Consider the following 16325-nt stretch of genomic DNA (forward strand, 5'->3'; position numbering starts at 1 on the left):
CATGCTAAAACCGCTTAATCCCGGCGGGCGATGTCGGCGAACTTCGCATCCAGAATTTTCGCCAGATCGCCGGCAGCGAGTTCGATATCCAGCCCGCGTTTGCCACCGGAGACATAAATGGTGTCAAACGTTTGGGCTGGGGCGTCGATGAGTGTCGGCAATCTTTTTTTCTGTCCCAGCGGGCTGATACCGCCTACCAGATACCCCGTTGTTCGCTGCGCAACCATTGGATCGGCCATATCGACCTTTTTGGCCCCTAACGCTTTGGCGACTTTTTTAAGATCCAATTGACCCGCCACCGGCGTGACGGCAACGGCCAGATGCTTCATATCGCCATTTACGGCAACCAGCAGCGTTTTGTAAACCTGGTCTGCATTCAGACCTAACTTGCGTACTACTTCGTCACCAAAGTTTGTTTCGGACGGATCGTGATCGTAGGTGTGGATCTGGAAAGAAATTTTGTTTTTTTCGAGTAATTTAACGGCGGGTGTCATAGCAATTTTTCCTGGCCCAGACAAAATACGAGACAAGCATACGCCTGATGGCGGTCTAAAAAATAGTACCATCTTGCGCAATAGTATTGGCAGGATGATGACTTTGAGCGACAATCGACCTACACCGATGCTTTAAGCACCGGGATCATAATAATGATGAAATTCCTCTTTGACGGGCCAATAGAAATATTGGCCATTTTTTTTACCGTAACATCTCCGGCAAATTACCTTCTCCGTACAGATGCAGTGCGCCTACGGCCACCACATAATGGCCGGCTGGCATCGCCCTGAGTCGATCGCGCCAGGCGACATTGCGCTGATGCATCAATACGTCATATAACGACTGGCTGAAAGTATTAGGAAGCGTCAATTCGCTATCGCGCGGCGGCGTTTTAAGCCACCAGCCCATCATTTGTTGCAACAACCTGGCGTTGGTATGCCAGTGCGTCAGGGTATCATCCAGAAGAGCCTGGCCATTATCGGGTAACTGGCATAGCAGCTCGATTTGACTGGATGAACCTTCCAGCTCGATCACCGGTTTGTGAGCCTGTTTTGCCGCTTTCAGCAGTTGGTAATCAATCCCGTATTCCGCCCGCAACCCCAGCTGTTGTGCCTGCGTCGCCTGTAATACCATGGCTATTTGCCACAGAGGTTGCGTCGATAATAGGGAAGGGGAAATGCCCAATTCATTGGTGACTTTACGCAGATTATCTAATTGCTCTTCACTGATGCGTTCTTCCAGGGCGGCAAAGGTCGGAAGATCAGCAAATGGCGCGTCATCGCCGGAAACATCGGCTTCGACAATCAGCGCATCAGCACGATTGAGCTTTTTGAGTAATTTGGCAGGCAGAGGCGCCATATCACGGCTACCCATGTGAATACTGCCAATCAGATGAAAATGGCGGTTACCGGGTAAAGAGATGTCAATGGCGGGCCAGGTATAGTGGTTGCCGTGCAGTGCAGACCATAATTTTTTTACCCGGTATAACAAATCCATACGACCTCCCTAAGTGGACTTCCATGCTAGCGCGTGGTCCGGGAAGGTGCAACGCGTGAATTGCCGGATAGCGCGGTTGATAGCGCCATCCGGCAAAGGCTTACTCTTTCGGTTTGAAGCGTAGCAGACGGTTAGCGTTGCTTACCACGGTAATGGAGGAGAGTGCCATCGCTGCGCCGGCAACCACCGGGTTGAGCAGCGTTCCGGTGAACGGCCACAGGATCCCGGCAGCAACGGGGATACCGATGCTATTATAGATAAATGCGCCGAGCAGGTTCTGCTTCATGTTGCGCAGCGTTGCCCGTGAGATAGACAGCGCATCCGCAACGCCCATCAGGCTATGACGCATCAGCGTAATCGCGGCGGTTTCAATCGCCACATCGCTGCCGCCACCCATGGCAATTCCTACATCGGCCTGCGCCAGCGCAGGCGCATCGTTGATACCGTCACCAACCATGGCAACCTGACGTCCCTGGCTTTGCAGACGCTTAATCGCCTCGGCTTTGCCGTCCGGCAGAACGCCCGCAATCACCTCATCAATACCTGCCTCTTTGGCAATGGCGTTGGCGGTCGTTGGGTTATCACCGGTGAGCATGACCAGACGATACCCGGCACGATGCAGACGCTGCAGGGCCGCCACGCTGTCGCTACGCAGTGGATCGCGCACCGCTAACAGCGCCGCCGCTTTACCGTCAATCGCCAGCAGTACCGGCGTTGTCCCTTGGGAGGCTTGAGCGGTAATCTCAGCTTCCATTTCAGTGGTATCTACCTGCTGTTCATTGAGCAGCGCCTGGTTTCCCAGCAGCAGCATGTGACCTTCCGTTTCGCCACTGACGCCCAAACCGCGTAGCGTACGGAACCCGTTGACCTGCGGCAACGTGACATCACCGGCTTTGTCCAGAATCGCCCTGGCCAGCGGGTGACTGGAACCCTGTTCAAGGGCCGCAGCCAGGCGAATCGCCAGCGCTTCATCGGTATTGCCAAACGTTTTGATGGCGACAACCTGTGGCTTACCTTCAGTCAGCGTCCCGGTTTTATCAAACACAATGGTATCGAGCGTACTGGCGCGCTGCAGCGCATCGGCATCGCGTACCAGTACCCCAAACTCAGCGGCGCGCCCAACACCGGAAATAATCGACATTGGCGTCGCCAGGCCCAGTGCACAAGGGCAGGCAATAATCAGAACGGTGGTGGCAATCACCAGCGTATAGACAATTTGTGGCGCCGGTCCGAAGAAATACCAGATAGCTGCGCTAACCAGCGCAATAACGACCACCACAGGAACGAATACCGAGGAGATGCGGTCAGCCAGTTTGCCAATCTCCGGTTTACTGCTTTGCGCCTGGCGCACCATGCGAATAATGCGCGACAGCGTGGTATGGCTGCCTACGGCGCTGGCGCGGAATAGCACGCTGCCGTCCTGTACGACCGTACCGGCGTGGACGCTATCGCCTTCGCCTTTTTGTTGCGGGATCGGCTCCCCGGTCAGCATGGCTTCATCCAGCCAGGCTTCGCCCTGAGTGATTTCGCCATCGACCGGAACCCGGTCGCCGGTGGTCAGGCGCAGCAACATTCCCGCCTGAACGTCAGCCAGCGGCACACTCTTTTCACCTTCATCGGTGACGACGCGTGCGGTTGGCGGTGTCAGATCGAGCAGTTTTTCCAGCGCTTTGGAGGAGCGTTGGCGAGCCCGCGCTTCCAGCATATGTCCGAGGTTAATCAGACCGATAATCATCGCACTGGCTTCATAATAAAGGTGTCGCGCTTCCATCGGAAACCACTGCGGCCAGAGGTTGACGCTCATGGAATAGAGCCATGCCACCCCCGTACCCAGCGCCACCAGCGTATCCATGGTCGCGGTGCCATTCATCAGGCTTTTCCACGCATTGCGGTAAAAGTGACCGCCGGCGAAAACCATCACGGCAAGCGTTGCCAGACCAATCGCCAGCCACAGGCTGCGGTTGTCGTCACTCACCATCATGTTATCACCAATCATTCCCCACACCATGACCGGAATACCCAACAGCAGCGCGACGGCTGCCTGCCAGCGAAAACGTTTCATGGTCGCAACGGCGGTTTCCTGCTGGCGCTCGCGGCGCTTCGCGTCATCTTCTATAGCTTCAGCGCCGTAGCCCGCTTTTTCCACCGCCTGCACTAAATCTGCGGCGGACGCACTGCCCATTACCAGCGCAGTACGTTCCGCCAGGTTTACCCGTGCCTGGGTGACGCCGGGTACGCTTTGCAGAGCATTTTGTACGCGGGTCACACAACTGGCGCAGCTCATGCCGTTTAACAGCAACTGTTGGCTGTCATCATCAGCCGTAGCTGCCGGAAGCTCGGAAGGGACCGCTGCCAGTGCTTCCGACGGGATTGATGACTCCGTCAGCGGTTTAGCCTTTGGGTGGCTTAACTCCGCGCCGTAACCGGCTTGTTTGATGGTTTCAATCAGCGCTTGTGCACTGGCGCTCCCGGTGATGTGCGCTTCAGTCACAGTGACATCCGCTTGCTCAACGTCCGGGCGTTGCTCCAGACTCTCTTTAACGCGTTTTACGCAGTGACCGCAGGACAGGCCGTCCAGGGTTAGATCGATTGTTTGAGACATAACTAATTTCCTCTATGAATGGTCGGTTACTTATTGACCTTGGCAATCGTTTTGACTAACTGTTATAAAGGTTAAACCTTCCATCAAGGGGAAGGTCAAGGGAGAAGAGATGAATATATCCGATGTTGCTAAAAAAACCGGTTTAACCAGCAAAGCGATACGCTTTTATGAAGAAAAAGGGTTAGTGACGCCGCCGCTGCGTAGCGAAAATGGCTATCGTACATACAACCAACAGCATCTGAATGAACTGACGCTGCTGCGTCAGGCGCGGCAGGTTGGTTTTAACCTGGAAGAGTGCGGTGAGCTGGTAAACCTGTTTAACGATCCGGCGCGTCACAGCGCGGACGTAAAAAAACGCACATTAGAAAAAGTCGCGGACATCGAGCGGCATATCAGCGAGCTACAGGCCATGCGCCTGCATTTACTGGCGCTGGCGGAGAGTTGCCCTGGCGATGACAGCGCCGAATGCCCGATCATGGATAATCTTTCTGGCTGCTGTCATCACAAAGCGAAGGTTTAACGGCGAGGGGGATTAAGCATAAACACCACCGTGCCGCGGTACCACGGGGATTTCTCCAGCTGCGCTTCAGCCTGCAGATCCCGGCTACCGTTTTGCACCAGTCCCAGCTTAAATGGAATGCGCAGGCGGCTGAGCGCAGGCAGATACGCCTGGTAATTCGGCACCGTGCGCCGTCCCTGATAGCTCTGCACTACCAGTTCATCAACCGCCAGCGCGTTTAATGTGGCGACGTCGCCCGTTTTGGCCCAATCCAGTAGTCCGGTCACGCCAAGCGCAAACTCGGCCGGTAGCTGTTGGCGTAGCTGCTGTAGAAAACGGGCGTAATCGGTTAGCTGGTGGGTCGCCGCGTCAAAATCAACCTGCAGGCCGATGACGTGGTTGCCAGCGTTCTGCCAGCGTTGCATCAGCCGTATGATACGGGCAGGAATCACCTCCGGCACGTCGAGCGTGGTAAAGCGGACCGTCAGCCAGATTGAGGGAAAAGTCAGTCGACTGACCGGCAGTCCCAGGCGCTGGAAAACCACGTTACCCGACCGAACCAGCACCTCGCCCTGATGCAGATAGACCGTTTGCGCGTTTTTCAGCTCGTCACTGGCTTTCACTCCGGACCACAGCCAGAAGGCCGGATGGTCACGCGCGGCGACGATATCCGCCGCCTGTGCCTGGCCCACCAGTAGCGCGGTTACCAGTAATATTTGAGTTTTTGCGCCCACGGGCTTCCCGGATACTGCGTTTTCAGTTGGGTGAACCAGCCCTTACGCTGCTGTTTATCCACGTCTTCACCGCCACATTCGTTAGAGCCAGATGGCGCATAGCACATGATGGCGCGATACAGTGCGAAGCTCTTATCTTCGACTTCCGCGGTGGGTGAGGTGATTATCTGCTGATAGTAGCTTTGCCTGTCGAACTGGCCGAACGGTTGCTTACGAGAAATTGCGGCTTCAAGCACATCGTTGCCGGTGCTGTTTTTCCAGAGGTCGACATGCGTTTGCGTGGTACGGAAAAATTCACCTAAACAGTTCAGTGCGTGGGCATCATCCGCTTTTTTGCTCAGGACCGTTACCGTTTCATTGAGGCTGCGACAGGTGTAACCGGCCTGAGTCGCATCGCCGTTCCAGTCAAAAGTGCTCAGGTTGACGTCGTTAAACGCCTCGTCAATGACCGGCGGCGTGATGTCGCTGACAAGCTTTTTATCGTTTAACCAGTCGCCAAAACGATTCTCGGTAAGATCCCGTACCAGCAGCGTATGCAGGGCGATGGTACGCTCTTCGTTATTGGGCCCATGGACGGCCTGCTGGCGCAGTTGTTCCAGTGTGGCCTGTGTTTTCAGCACCTGCGAGCGAAAGCGCAGGTTGGTCACGGCGCTTTCCGGGGCGAAGATTGCCGCTACGTCACCGCTATAAACCAGCGTGGCGGCGAGCTTAGCCTGTACATACTGCCGCTGTTCGTTGTCCTGGCTGACTTTCAGCAACTGCTGCCAGAAATCACGCGCCGCAGCCCAATTCTTCTGGCCCATCAGCGCTTCGCCGTACAGCACCTGCTCGCTGAAGGCCAGCGTATCGCGCGGTGCCAGTTTTTGCGCTGGCGCGACCGCCTGGATAATCGCCGCATAGTTGCCCGTCGCCAGCCACAGATTCAGTTGCAGATCGCGCCACAGCGGCAGTTTTTGGCTCTGCTCAAACACCGGCTTGCTGGCGTCGAGTTGCGCCTGGGTCAGCGTGGGTTTGTTATCGCTATTCAGACGCAGCGCGCGTAACAGTTCGATGTAGCTGACTCGCGGCGCATCGGGGAAGGCTTCCAGCACGGATTGCTCGTAGAACGCCATGCCGTAGACATTATCGTATTCGATGACAATTTTACGCAGCTGCTGCGCGTCAGCCGCTTGCTGGATCGTCTGCTCATACAACCCGGCCAGTTGCGGCCACGCCTGTAAATACCAGTTAATACGACGCAACATACCGCGGGTGGAGTCGGCGTATTGCCCCTGCGGAAAGCGTTGCAAATAGGCTTGCGCCAGAATCTGAGCCTGAGAGGCGTCCTCGCGGTTAATTTTAGCGATGTCAAAATCGCCATATTCGCCCACGCTGTTCTGACTGCTCTTGTTCAGCGCCGTACGCATCAGCATGTATTGCGCGGTCTCCGCCAGCCACGGGCGATCGCTCTTAGCGAGCTGAGCGAAATCCCGTTCGGCACTGGCATAATCACCCGCATAGAAGCTGGCGGCTGCCGCGAGATAACTTTTGTAGTGTTGAGCTGGCGAATCCGCCGGGAGAGTGGCGAGAGATGACTCAATCTGTTCACGGGTCGCGTCAGAGTACAGCCCCATACGCGCTTGCGCTAAGGCCTGGCGTTGCTCTGCTGTTAACGCGGCATCGGCCAGCAGTGCGGCAAAATACTGGCTGACGCTCTCGGTATTATTCGAAACATGACGGTTCTCATGCTCAGCGTCGTTGAGATTGGCTTCATCCGCATTAATGTTCAGCTCGGCCATCTGTCGGGAGAGGGGGCTATCTTCAGCGGATACCGGGGCAGAGGCTGGTTGTGGGGCTGTTTCATCCCATTGCGGATGATACGCAAAATAGAAATCGCGGGAGCGGGTGATATCTTCAGGCATCGACTGCACGGGCAGATCAAAAGCTTTTTCCTGGCTCAGCAGTCGCAGCAGGTTGTCGCGGCTGTCGTTTTCCGGGTTAAAGGTCGGCGTTCCTTTCAGCAGGCAGCTGTCGTCGCTCCATTTGCAGTCTTCCATATCGAAGGAGGCGAATGCCTGAGGCGTGCCAGCCAGCAAAGAACAAAGGGCAACGGCGAGAGACGTCTTCCTGATCATAGTCTGAATTCCTGTCTATTTTAGTGTGGTACCGCTTTGATAATCAGGGTAATTCCCTCAACGGCAATGACTTCAACCTGCGTTCCCGCGCTCAAATCGTCGCGGGCGCTGACGGGCCACGAACTGTCGCCGACGCGCATATGTCCGCGACCATTGACCAGGGCGCTTTCCAGAATAAATCGACGGCCAACCAACTGCTGACCGCGCTGGTTAAGATGGCTGTCGGCTGGTTTCTGCTCTTTCACGCGTTTTGCCAGCCACTTCCACCACAGCCAGGCCGCCAGCAGCGTGAGTACAGCAAACATCGCTCCCTGCCACGCCCAGTCGAGCGGGACGAGCCAAACTACCAGTCCGGTTAGCACCGCTGCCACGCCGCTCCATAGCAAATAACCGTTGCCGCCCAGCATCTCGGCGGCGAGCAACAGACCGCCGAGGCTGAGCCAGAAGATGTGCGGATGTACCAGAATCATCGCTATCATGATTTTTTCCGCTCGCTGGCGCTGTCCTTAACCAGTTCCGCGATCCCGGCAATCGAACCCATCAGGCTGCTGGCATCCAGCGGCATCATCACCACTTTGCTGTTATTCGACGAACCGATATGCTGCAACGCTTCGGTGTATTTCTGCGCCACGAAGTAGTTCACGGCCTGGATATCCCCGGCGGCAATGGCTTCAGAAACCATCTGCGTTGCGCGGGCTTCTGCTTCCGCGGAACGTTCACGCGCTTCAGCCTGTAAAAACGCGGACTGACGTTCACCTTCCGCTATCAGGATTTTTGACTGCTTCTCACCCTCCGCCTTGACGATTTCCGCCTGGCGGATACCTTCGGCTTCCAGAATGTAGGCGCGCTTGGTACGTTCGGCTTTCATCTGCGCGTTCATGGCGTCAATCAGTTCCGCCGGTGGACGCACGTCACGAATCTCAATACGGGTGATTTTGATGCCCCAGGGATTGGTGGCCTCATCAACAATATGCAGCAGGCGCGTGTTGATGTTGTCACGCTGGGAGAGCATTTCATCAAGCTCCATCGAGCCGAGAACGGTACGAATGTTGGTCATGGTCAGGTTGATGATTGCCAGTTCGAGGTTACTGACTTCATATGCCGCTTTCGGCGCGTCGATCACCTGAATAAAGCACACAGCATCAATCGAGACGTTGGCGTTATCTTTGGAGATGACTTCCTGAGAGGGGATATCAAGCACCTGCTCCATCATGTTGATCTTACGACCAATACGATCCATGAACGGCACAACAAGGCTTAACCCAGGTTGCAGAGTTTTGGTGTAACGTCCGAAACGCTCCACCGTCCACTGGTATCCCTGTGGGACGATTTTGACGCCTGCGCCGACGATGACCAGCGCGACAAAAATAAGAATAGGAATAAAAATGAGCATTGATGAAACCTCCTGTTGTGCTGTCCTTTACTGCTTCATTAGTCAAATTATACCCGATTAATCAAGGTGGCTCCCCTATAATAAATTACAGGAATATACCCTTCATACTTCAAGCTGCATGTGCGTTAGCTACGTTATTCGGCCCATCCTTGGGCCTCGCCCCTGCGGGGCCGCTGTAAGCAGCGTTCAAATCTGCTCCCGGCAGATTTGTCGTTTCACTCCAGTCACATAGTTAGCTATGCTCCTGGAGATTAATGAGGGACATCCATGTCCCTCACCGAAGGCCAGCCTTTGGCTGTTCAAATTCGTTCCTGACGAATTTGTCACTCACTTGCCGCCTTCATGCAACTCGAATTATTTTGGGTATAGACTGTCTGCACGAAAGAGGTAAAAAAGGATCGATAATGGAAGAAAGCAGCATTTTGCTTCAGTTGAAAAATGTCGCATGGCAGGCAGGGGCGACGCAGGTTCTCAATAACATCTGTTTTAATCTCGATGCCGGAGAGTTTAAGCTGATTACCGGCCAGTCCGGCTGCGGTAAAAGTACGTTACTGAAGATAGTGGCGTCGTTAATTAGCCCGAGTTCCGGTGAAATCCTTTTTGAGGGCAAGGAGATATCAACGCTAAAGCCTGAAGCTTATCGCCAGCAGGTCTCTTATTGCGCGCAAACGCCCGCTTTGTTTGGTGACACCGTCTACGACAACCTCATTTTTCCCTGGCAAATTCGCGATAAACGCCCGGAACCGGATGTATTTCTGGAAGACCTGGCCCGTTTTGAGTTGCCCGAGAGTATCCTCAAAAAAGGGATCAATGAACTGTCCGGCGGGGAAAAACAGCGCGTCTCGTTAATTCGTAATTTGCAGTTTCTGCCTAAAATCCTGCTGCTTGATGAAATCACCAGCGCGCTGGATGAGTCCAACAAACGTAACGTGAATGAATTAATTCACCACTATGTTCGCGACAAGAAAATTGCCGTGCTGTGGGTGACGCACGATAAAGATGAGATTAATCACGCGGATAATGTCATAACTCTTCAACCGCACGCCGGAGAAATGCAGGAAGTCAGCAATGAACGAGCATAATATTACCAATGAATCACTGGCGTTAGCGATGATGCTGGTGGTGGTCGCCATACTGATCAGTAACAAAGAAAAGCTGGCGCTGGAAAAAGATATTCTCTGGAGCGTTTGCCGGGCGGTGGTTCAGCTTATTATCGTCGGCTATGTGCTGAAATATATTTTCGGCGTCAATCACAGCATTCTGACCTTATTAATGGTGCTGTTTATCTGTTTTAACGCCGCCTATAACGCGCAAAAACGCAGTAAATATATTGATAACGCTTTTCTCTCGTCGTTTATTGCCATTACGGTTGGGGCGGGGTTGACGCTGTCGGTACTGGTGTTGTCCGGCTCTATCGAGTTCACGCCGATGCAGGTGATCCCAATTTCCGGGATGATTGCAGGCAATGCGATGGTGGCGGTGGGGCTGTGTTACAACAATCTGGGGCAGCGGTTTAACAGTGAACAGCAGCAAATCCAGGAAAAGCTCAGCCTCGGCGCGACGCCGAAGGTTGCTTCCGCGCCGCTGATTCGCGACAGCATTCGCGCCTCGCTGATCCCGACGATCGATTCCGCCAAAACCGTGGGGTTGGTGAGTTTACCGGGGATGATGTCTGGGTTGATTTTTGCCGGTATTGACCCGGTAAAAGCGATTAAGTATCAGATTATGGTGACGTTTATGCTGCTTTCGACCGCCAGCCTGTCAACCATTATTGCCTGCTACCTGACCTATCGGAAGTTCTATAATTCACGCCACCAATTAGTCGTAACGCATTTGAAGAAGACGTGATGTGATGCCGGAGGGAGCGGTATTTGTCGAATTTCCAGGCCCGATAGGCGCAAGCGCCATCGGGCAAAATCAAACGGATTAGTACAGCAGCGCGTACAACTGGCGGCGGTATTTCGAAGCCAGCGCATCGCCGGTTCCCAGCGCGGCAAGGATCTCTTGGAAGGTCTTACGCGCCTGACCGTCGGCAGCGGTAAGATCTTTCTTCAGGTGGCTGAACAGCAATTCCAGCGATTCTTCGTTACGTCCGACCTGATGGAGTTGAATGGCTAATTGCGTGGCCAGCGCGGCATCCTGCGGGTTGCTGGCAACCTGTTGCTGCAACTGTTGGATTTCCGGCGTATCCGCCGCCTGCTTCAGCAGTTCAATCTGTGCCACCAGCCCCTGATAACGGGTATCCTGATCTTGTAACGGAATCGTTTTCAGCACCGCTTCGGCATCGTCAGAACGATTGAGGGCGATTTGCGTTTCCGCCAGCAGCAGGCCGATTTCGCTGCTCTGGTTGGAGATTTGCCAGGCTTCTTTCAGCAGCGGCAGCGCATCCGCGTGATTACCGGCTTCGATAAACTCGATAGCCTGGCGTGCTTTCAGCTCTTCTTCGCTCGGCAGCACTTTCTCCAGCAGCGCGCGAATAACCTCTTCTGGCTGCGGACCCTGGAAGCCATCTACCGGCTGACCGTTCTGGAACAGATAAACCGTTGGGATCGCGCGCAGTCCAAACTGGGAGGCGATCATCTGTTCCGCGTCGCAGTCGAGCTTAGCGAGAATAAACTGACCATTATACTGGGCGGCAAGGCTCTCCAGCACCGGCGTTAATTGCAGACAATGCTGGCTGCGCTCAGACCAAAAATAGAACAGGACCGGTGTGGTCATCGACTGTTCAAGGGTCTGCTGCAGGTTCGATTCATTAATATTAACAATATTCTGTGTGGACATGGAGTTACTCTCTTTTGTCGATTTCTTGTTACATGGGGGCTGACGCGCGAGCTTCAACTCAACCCTGTAAAATTTTGTCCATTATGCGGCCTGGCAGCAGGCGTTTAAGCAGCATAATGGCCCAGGTCACCAGCGTAACCGGATAACGTAGCTTCGGTTTGTCGCTTTCGAACGCGTGACGCACTTTGGCGACAACCGCTTGTGGTCCCAGCGTAAACCGCGCGGCAATGCCGGGATTTTCCACGGGGGCATCGCTTTGCGTCTGGTTGACGTTTTCGGTAAAACGGGTGCGGATGGGGCCCGGTTCAATCAGGCTGACCTTAATCCCACTGTGACGCAGCTCCATACGCAGCGCGTCGGACCAGGCTTCCAGCGCATATTTACTGGCGGCATAGGCGCCACGTCCCGGTGTGGAGATCAATCCCATTACCGAGGAGGTCATCACGATGCGTCCTTCGCCGTGAGGTAGCATGGCGGGCAACAGGCGCATGGTGAGCTGATGCGCGCCAAAGAAGTTGGCGGAAAACTGCTGCTCCATCTGCTCGCGGCTAATCGTGGGCAATGGGCCGTAGACGCCGTATCCGGCGTTGTTAAAGATCCCATATAAACGATTATCGGTCAGGGCGATCACCTCATCGGCGGCGCGATCCACGCTTTCGGGTGAATCCAGATCCAGCAATATGCCGGTGAATCCCATACTGTTCATACGCGCGACATCGTCAGGTTTGCGGCAGCCGGCCAGAATTTGAAAACCCTGGCGCTTTAGCTCAAGTGCGCTTTCCAGGCCGATTCCGCTGGAACATCCTGTTATTAAGACCGATTTTTGCATAACTTTACCTGTCAGGATCTCCGTTGAATTACGAGTCGTGATTAACTAGAGGAGTGAGATGTTGCGCCATCCAGTCGGCAATAAACGGCTGGGCGTCACGATTAGGGTGAATACCATCATCCTGCATCCACTGGGGTTTCAGATAAACCTCTTCCATAAAAAAGGGCAGCAGAGGGATATCAAACTCTTTGGCGAGCTTTGGATAAATCGCGCTAAAGGTTTCATTATAACGGCGACCGTAGTTTGCCGGCAGACGAATTTGCATTAATAGCGGTTCGGCATTTGCCGCTTTCACGTCCTGCAAAATCGTGCGCAGGGTTTGTTCGGTTTGCGCAGGCGCAAAGCCGCGCAGGCCATCGTTGCCGCCAAGTTCGACCAGTACCCAACGCGGCTGGTGCTGCTTGAGTAATGCAGGCAGACGGGCCAGGCCCTGCTGCGAGGTGTCGCCGCTAATGCTGGCATTCACCACCGGCGTTTTGGTTTGCCATTTATCATTAAGTAGCGCAGGCCATGCGGCGCTGGCGGACATACGGTATCCGGCGCTCAGGCTGTCACCCAGAATTAATAACGTGTCCGCAGCGGCGGCGCGGAAAGTTAACAGGACCAGGAACAGGAAAGGCCAATGCCAGCGGAAAACATTGTTGAAGTTCATCATCTTAAGAAATCCGTCGGTCAGGGTGATCATGAGCTATCCATCCTTACCGGAGTTGAACTGGTTGTCAAACGCGCCGAGACCATTGCGCTGATTGGCGAGTCGGGATCGGGGAAATCCACGCTGCTGGCGATCCTCGCCGGGCTGGACGATGGTTCCAGCGGTGAAGTGAGTCTGGTGGGGCAGGCGCTACATACCATGGATGAAGAAGCCCGGGCGCAGTTGCGGGCAAAACATGTGGGATTCGTTTTCCAGTCATTCATGTTAATCCCGACCCTGAACGCACTGGAAAACGTCGAACTGCCCGCGCTGTTGCGTGGTGAAAACAGCGGAAAAAGCCGCGACGGGGCCAAAACGTTGCTGGAGCAACTTGGGCTGGGAAAACGTCTGGATCATCTTCCGGCCCAGCTTTCCGGCGGGGAGCAGCAGCGCGTGGCGCTGGCACGGGCCTTTAACGGGCGTCCGGATGTGCTGTTTGCCGATGAGCCGACGGGCAACCTCGATCGCCAGACCGGAGACAAAATTGCCGACCTGTTGTTTTCTCTGAACCGGGAACACGGCACCACCCTGATTCTGGTGACGCATGACCCGCAGCTGGCGGCGCGTTGCGATCGGCGCTTACGTCTGGTGAATGGACAGTTGCAGGAGGAGGCATGATTGCCCGTTGGTTCTGGCGCGAATGGCGCTCGCCTTCATTACTGATTGTCTGGCTGGCGCTGAGCCTGGCGGTAGCCTGCGTACTGGCGCTGGGCAACATCAGCGACCGTATGGAAAAAGGGCTGAGCCAGCAAAGCCGCGAGTTTATGGCGGGAGATCGCGCGCTGCAAAGTTCACGTACCGTGCCGAAAGCGTGGATTGACGAGGCGCGGCAGCGGGGGTTGAAAGTCGGCGAGCAGCTGACTTTTGCGACCATGACTTTTGCCCGTGACACGCCGCAGTTGGCGAACGTCAAAGCGGTAGATGATGTGTATCCGATGTACGGCACGTTGCAGACCAATCCGCCGGGGCTGAAACCGCAGCCGGGTTCGGTGTTGCTGGCCCCACGCCTGATGGCGCTGCTCAATCTAAAAATCGGTGATTCTATTGACGTCGGAGACGCCACGCTGCGCATCGCCGGCGAGGTGGTGCAGGAGCCAGATTCCGGTTTTAATCCGTTCCAGATAGCGCCGCGCCTGATGATGAGCATGGCGGATGTCGAAAAAACGGCGGCGGTCCAGCCGGGAAGCCGCGTGACATGGCGCTATAAATTTGGCGGAACGCCGCAGCAACTGGACGCGTACGAAAAATGGCTGTTGCCGCAGCTAAAGCCTGAACAGCGCTGGTACGGGCTGGAGCAGGATGAAGGCGCGTTGGGGAAATCACTTGAACGTTCACAACAGTTTCTGCTGCTGTCGGCGCTGTTAACGCTGCTGCTGGCGGTCGCTGCGGTTGCTGTGGCGATGAGCCATTATTGCCGCAGCCGTTACGATCTGGTGGCTATACTGAAAACCCTCGGCGCGGGCAGAGCGCAACTGCGTAGGCTGATTGTTGGTCAATGGTTGATGGTGTTGGCGTTGTCTGGCGTGACCGGTGGGCTTTTCGGGCTGTTATTCGAGCACGCGCTGGTGGTGTTACTCAGGCCGGTCCTGCCCGGCGATCTGCCGCCCGCCAGCCCCTGGCCGTGGCTGTGGGCCTTAGGCACCATGACGGTAATTTCGCTGTTGGTAGGGTTGCGTCCTTATCGGCTACTGCTGGCGACGCAGCCGCTACGTGTGTTACGCCGTGACGTGGTGGCAAACGTCTGGCCGCTGAAGTTTTATTTGCCGGTGGTATTGGTTGTTGTGGTCGTCCTGCTCGCTGGACTGATGGGGGGAAGCCTGCTGTTATGGGCTGTGCTGGCCGGTGCGGTAGTACTGGCGCTGGTGTGCGGCGTGCTCGGTTGGATGCTGCTTAACGTGCTGCGTGGTCTGACGCTCACCTCGCTGCCGCTGCGTTTAGCGGTCAGTCGACTGTTGCGCCAGCCGTGGTCAACGCTCAGTCAACTGTCGGCATTTTCACTTTCCTTTATGCTGCTGGCGCTGCTGCTGGTGCTGCGCGGCGATCTGCTCGATCGCTGGCAGCAGCAAATGCCGCCGGAAAGTCCAAATTATTTCTTGATCAACATTGCCAGTGAACAGGTTGTACCGCTGAAGTCATTCCTGTCGGAACATCAGGTGATCCCGGAATCGTTCTATCCCATTGTACGTGCGCGTCTGACAGCCATTAATGATAAGCCGACCGAAGGCAATCAGGATGAGGCGCTTAATCGCGAACTTAATCTGACCTGGCAGGATACCCGCCCGGATCATAACCCGATAACTGCCGGAAGCTGGCCGCCAAAAGCGGGGGAAGTGTCGATGGAAGAAGGGCTGGCGAAGCGGCTAAACGTGAAGCTCGGCGATCGGGTGACCTTTATGGGCGATACCCAGGATTTCAGCGCCACGGTCAGCAGCCTGCGTAAAGTGGACTGGGAAAGCCTGCGGCCTAACTTCTTCTTTATTTTCCCTTCCGGGGCGCTGGACGATCAGCCCCAGAGCTGGTTAACCAGCTTTCGTTGGGAGAACGGCAATGGCATGTTGACGCAGCTTAACCGCGAATTCCCGACCATCAGCCTGCTGGATATTGGCGCCATCCTCAAACAGGTGGGCCAGGTGCTGGAGCAGGTAAGTAGAGCGCTGGAAGTGATGGTGGTGCTGGTTACCGCCTGCGGCATGTTGTTGCTCTTGGCGCAGGTTCAGGTGGGGATGCGTCAACGTCATCAGGAACTGGTGGTCTGGCGCACGCTAGGAGCAGGCAAGAAATTGCTGCGTACCACGCTGTGGTGCGAGTTCGCTATGCTCGGGATGGTCGCCGGGCTGGTGGCGGCCATCGGTGCGGAAACCGCGCTGGCTGTATTGCAAACCCGCGTATTTGACTTCCCGTGGGAGCCAGACTGGCGGCTGTGGGTTGTGCTGCCGCTTTGTGGGGCATTGCTCCTCTCTTTATGCGGCGGATGGCTCGGTTCACGACTGCTTAAAGGTAAAGCGCTGTTCCGTCAGTTCAGTAATTAATTCCTGCCAGTGATGATTACGCACCGGTTTTTTAAATCGGTGCGTTTTTTTATCTATGTAGCACAAATTGATAACCCCTTGATATTTAACAGCACAGAACAATAAAAACCCAACAACACGAGTGTATTAATAAACGTTAATATTTGTATGCTTAATAATTGG

15 protein-coding genes are annotated in these 16325 nt (G+C 55.1%); 5 read left to right on the forward strand and 10 right to left on the reverse strand.

The window, feature by feature from the left end; genetic code table 11:
- Positions 1-14: 14 nt before the first annotated feature.
- The 3 genes from ybaK to copA all read right to left on the reverse strand — a co-directional run bounded on the left by ybaK (position 15) and on the right by copA (position 4093).
- On the reverse strand, positions 15-494 hold the full coding sequence (gene ybaK / locus JSN25_RS11075) for a Cys-tRNA(Pro)/Cys-tRNA(Cys) deacylase YbaK (protein WP_003831056.1): 480 nt from the start codon (positions 492-494) through the stop codon (positions 15-17).
- A 202-nt stretch (positions 495-696) separates the two neighbouring features.
- Positions 697-1491 (reverse strand): TraB/GumN family protein, encoded by a 795-nt coding sequence (locus tag JSN25_RS11080; RefSeq protein WP_085047617.1) that lies wholly within the window; start codon positions 1489-1491, stop codon positions 697-699.
- Positions 1492-1591: 100 nt separating this feature from the next.
- Positions 1592-4093: a copper-exporting P-type ATPase CopA gene (gene copA, locus JSN25_RS11085; RefSeq protein ID WP_069323977.1), complete on the reverse strand. Its 2502-nt coding sequence runs from the start codon at positions 4091-4093 to the stop codon at positions 1592-1594.
- Between the two features lie 109 nt (positions 4094-4202).
- Here copA and cueR point away from each other — a divergent pair, with 109 nt between their 5' ends.
- Complete coding sequence (gene cueR / locus JSN25_RS11090) at positions 4203-4613, forward strand: Cu(I)-responsive transcriptional regulator (RefSeq protein ID WP_069323978.1); 411 nt, start codon at positions 4203-4205, stop codon at positions 4611-4613.
- On the opposite strand, the gene JSN25_RS11095 is transcribed toward cueR, so the two are convergent.
- From JSN25_RS11095 to JSN25_RS11110, 4 genes are read right to left on the reverse strand one after another with little or no spacing between them, the layout of a single operon-like run.
- A complete protein-coding gene (locus JSN25_RS11095) occupies positions 4610-5326 on the reverse strand; it encodes a DUF3142 domain-containing protein (RefSeq protein WP_069323979.1) in 717 nt (238 codons plus the stop codon). The two genes, cueR and JSN25_RS11095, sit on opposite strands and share 4 nt — an antisense overlap.
- Positions 5296-7440 (reverse strand): PA5441 family protein, encoded by a 2145-nt coding sequence (locus JSN25_RS11100; RefSeq protein WP_204524935.1) that lies wholly within the window; start codon positions 7438-7440, stop codon positions 5296-5298. Before JSN25_RS11100 ends, JSN25_RS11095 begins: the two co-directional genes overlap by 31 nt.
- A 20-nt stretch (positions 7441-7460) precedes the next feature.
- Positions 7461-7919 (reverse strand): NfeD family protein, encoded by a 459-nt coding sequence (locus JSN25_RS11105; protein ID WP_085047615.1) that lies wholly within the window; start codon positions 7917-7919, stop codon positions 7461-7463.
- On the reverse strand, positions 7916-8833 hold the full coding sequence (locus JSN25_RS11110; protein WP_003831073.1) for an SPFH domain-containing protein: 918 nt from the start codon (positions 8831-8833) through the stop codon (positions 7916-7918). Before JSN25_RS11110 ends, JSN25_RS11105 begins: the two co-directional genes overlap by 4 nt.
- Positions 8834-9237: 404 nt before the next feature.
- Here JSN25_RS11110 and fetA point away from each other — a divergent pair, with 404 nt between their 5' ends.
- Together fetA and fetB are read left to right on the forward strand one after the other, a co-directional pair.
- Positions 9238-9915 carry an iron efflux ABC transporter ATP-binding subunit FetA gene (gene fetA, locus JSN25_RS11115; protein ID WP_085047614.1) on the forward strand — a complete coding sequence of 226 codons (678 nt, stop codon included), beginning with the start codon at positions 9238-9240 and terminating at the stop codon, positions 9913-9915.
- On the forward strand, positions 9902-10681 hold the full coding sequence (gene fetB / locus JSN25_RS11120; RefSeq protein ID WP_038638405.1) for an iron efflux ABC transporter permease subunit FetB: 780 nt from the start codon (positions 9902-9904) through the stop codon (positions 10679-10681). Before fetA ends, fetB begins: the two co-directional genes overlap by 14 nt.
- A gap of 78 nt (positions 10682-10759) precedes the next feature.
- Here fetB and JSN25_RS11125 read toward each other — a convergent pair whose 3' ends face one another.
- Genes JSN25_RS11125 through tesA form a run of 3 tightly spaced genes read right to left on the reverse strand, consistent with a single transcriptional unit; the run spans position 10760 to position 13098 of the window.
- Positions 10760-11614: a co-chaperone YbbN gene (locus JSN25_RS11125; protein WP_003847508.1), complete on the reverse strand. Its 855-nt coding sequence runs from the start codon at positions 11612-11614 to the stop codon at positions 10760-10762.
- 58 nt (positions 11615-11672) lie between these two features.
- A complete protein-coding gene (locus tag JSN25_RS11130) occupies positions 11673-12443 on the reverse strand; it encodes an SDR family oxidoreductase (RefSeq protein ID WP_137351068.1) in 771 nt (256 codons plus the stop codon).
- Positions 12444-12471: 28 nt separating this feature from the next.
- Entirely contained in the window at positions 12472-13098 is a 627-nt protein-coding gene (gene tesA / locus JSN25_RS11135; protein ID WP_003021850.1) for a multifunctional acyl-CoA thioesterase I/protease I/lysophospholipase L1, read from the reverse strand.
- Here tesA and ybbA point away from each other — a divergent pair.
- Together ybbA and ybbP are read left to right on the forward strand one after the other, a co-directional pair.
- Positions 13066-13752: a putative ABC transporter ATP-binding protein YbbA gene (gene ybbA / locus JSN25_RS11140; protein ID WP_038638411.1), complete on the forward strand. Its 687-nt coding sequence runs from the start codon at positions 13066-13068 to the stop codon at positions 13750-13752. The two genes, tesA and ybbA, sit on opposite strands and share 33 nt — an antisense overlap.
- Positions 13749-16163, forward strand: a complete 2415-nt coding sequence (gene ybbP / locus JSN25_RS11145; RefSeq protein ID WP_069323984.1) for a putative ABC transporter permease subunit YbbP — start codon at positions 13749-13751, stop codon at positions 16161-16163. Before ybbA ends, ybbP begins: the two co-directional genes overlap by 4 nt.
- The last annotated feature ends 162 nt before the right edge of the window (positions 16164-16325 follow it).

Origin of the sequence: Citrobacter cronae, assembly GCF_016893685.1 — a bacterium.
Taxonomy (GTDB): domain Bacteria; phylum Pseudomonadota; class Gammaproteobacteria; order Enterobacterales; family Enterobacteriaceae; genus Citrobacter; species Citrobacter werkmanii.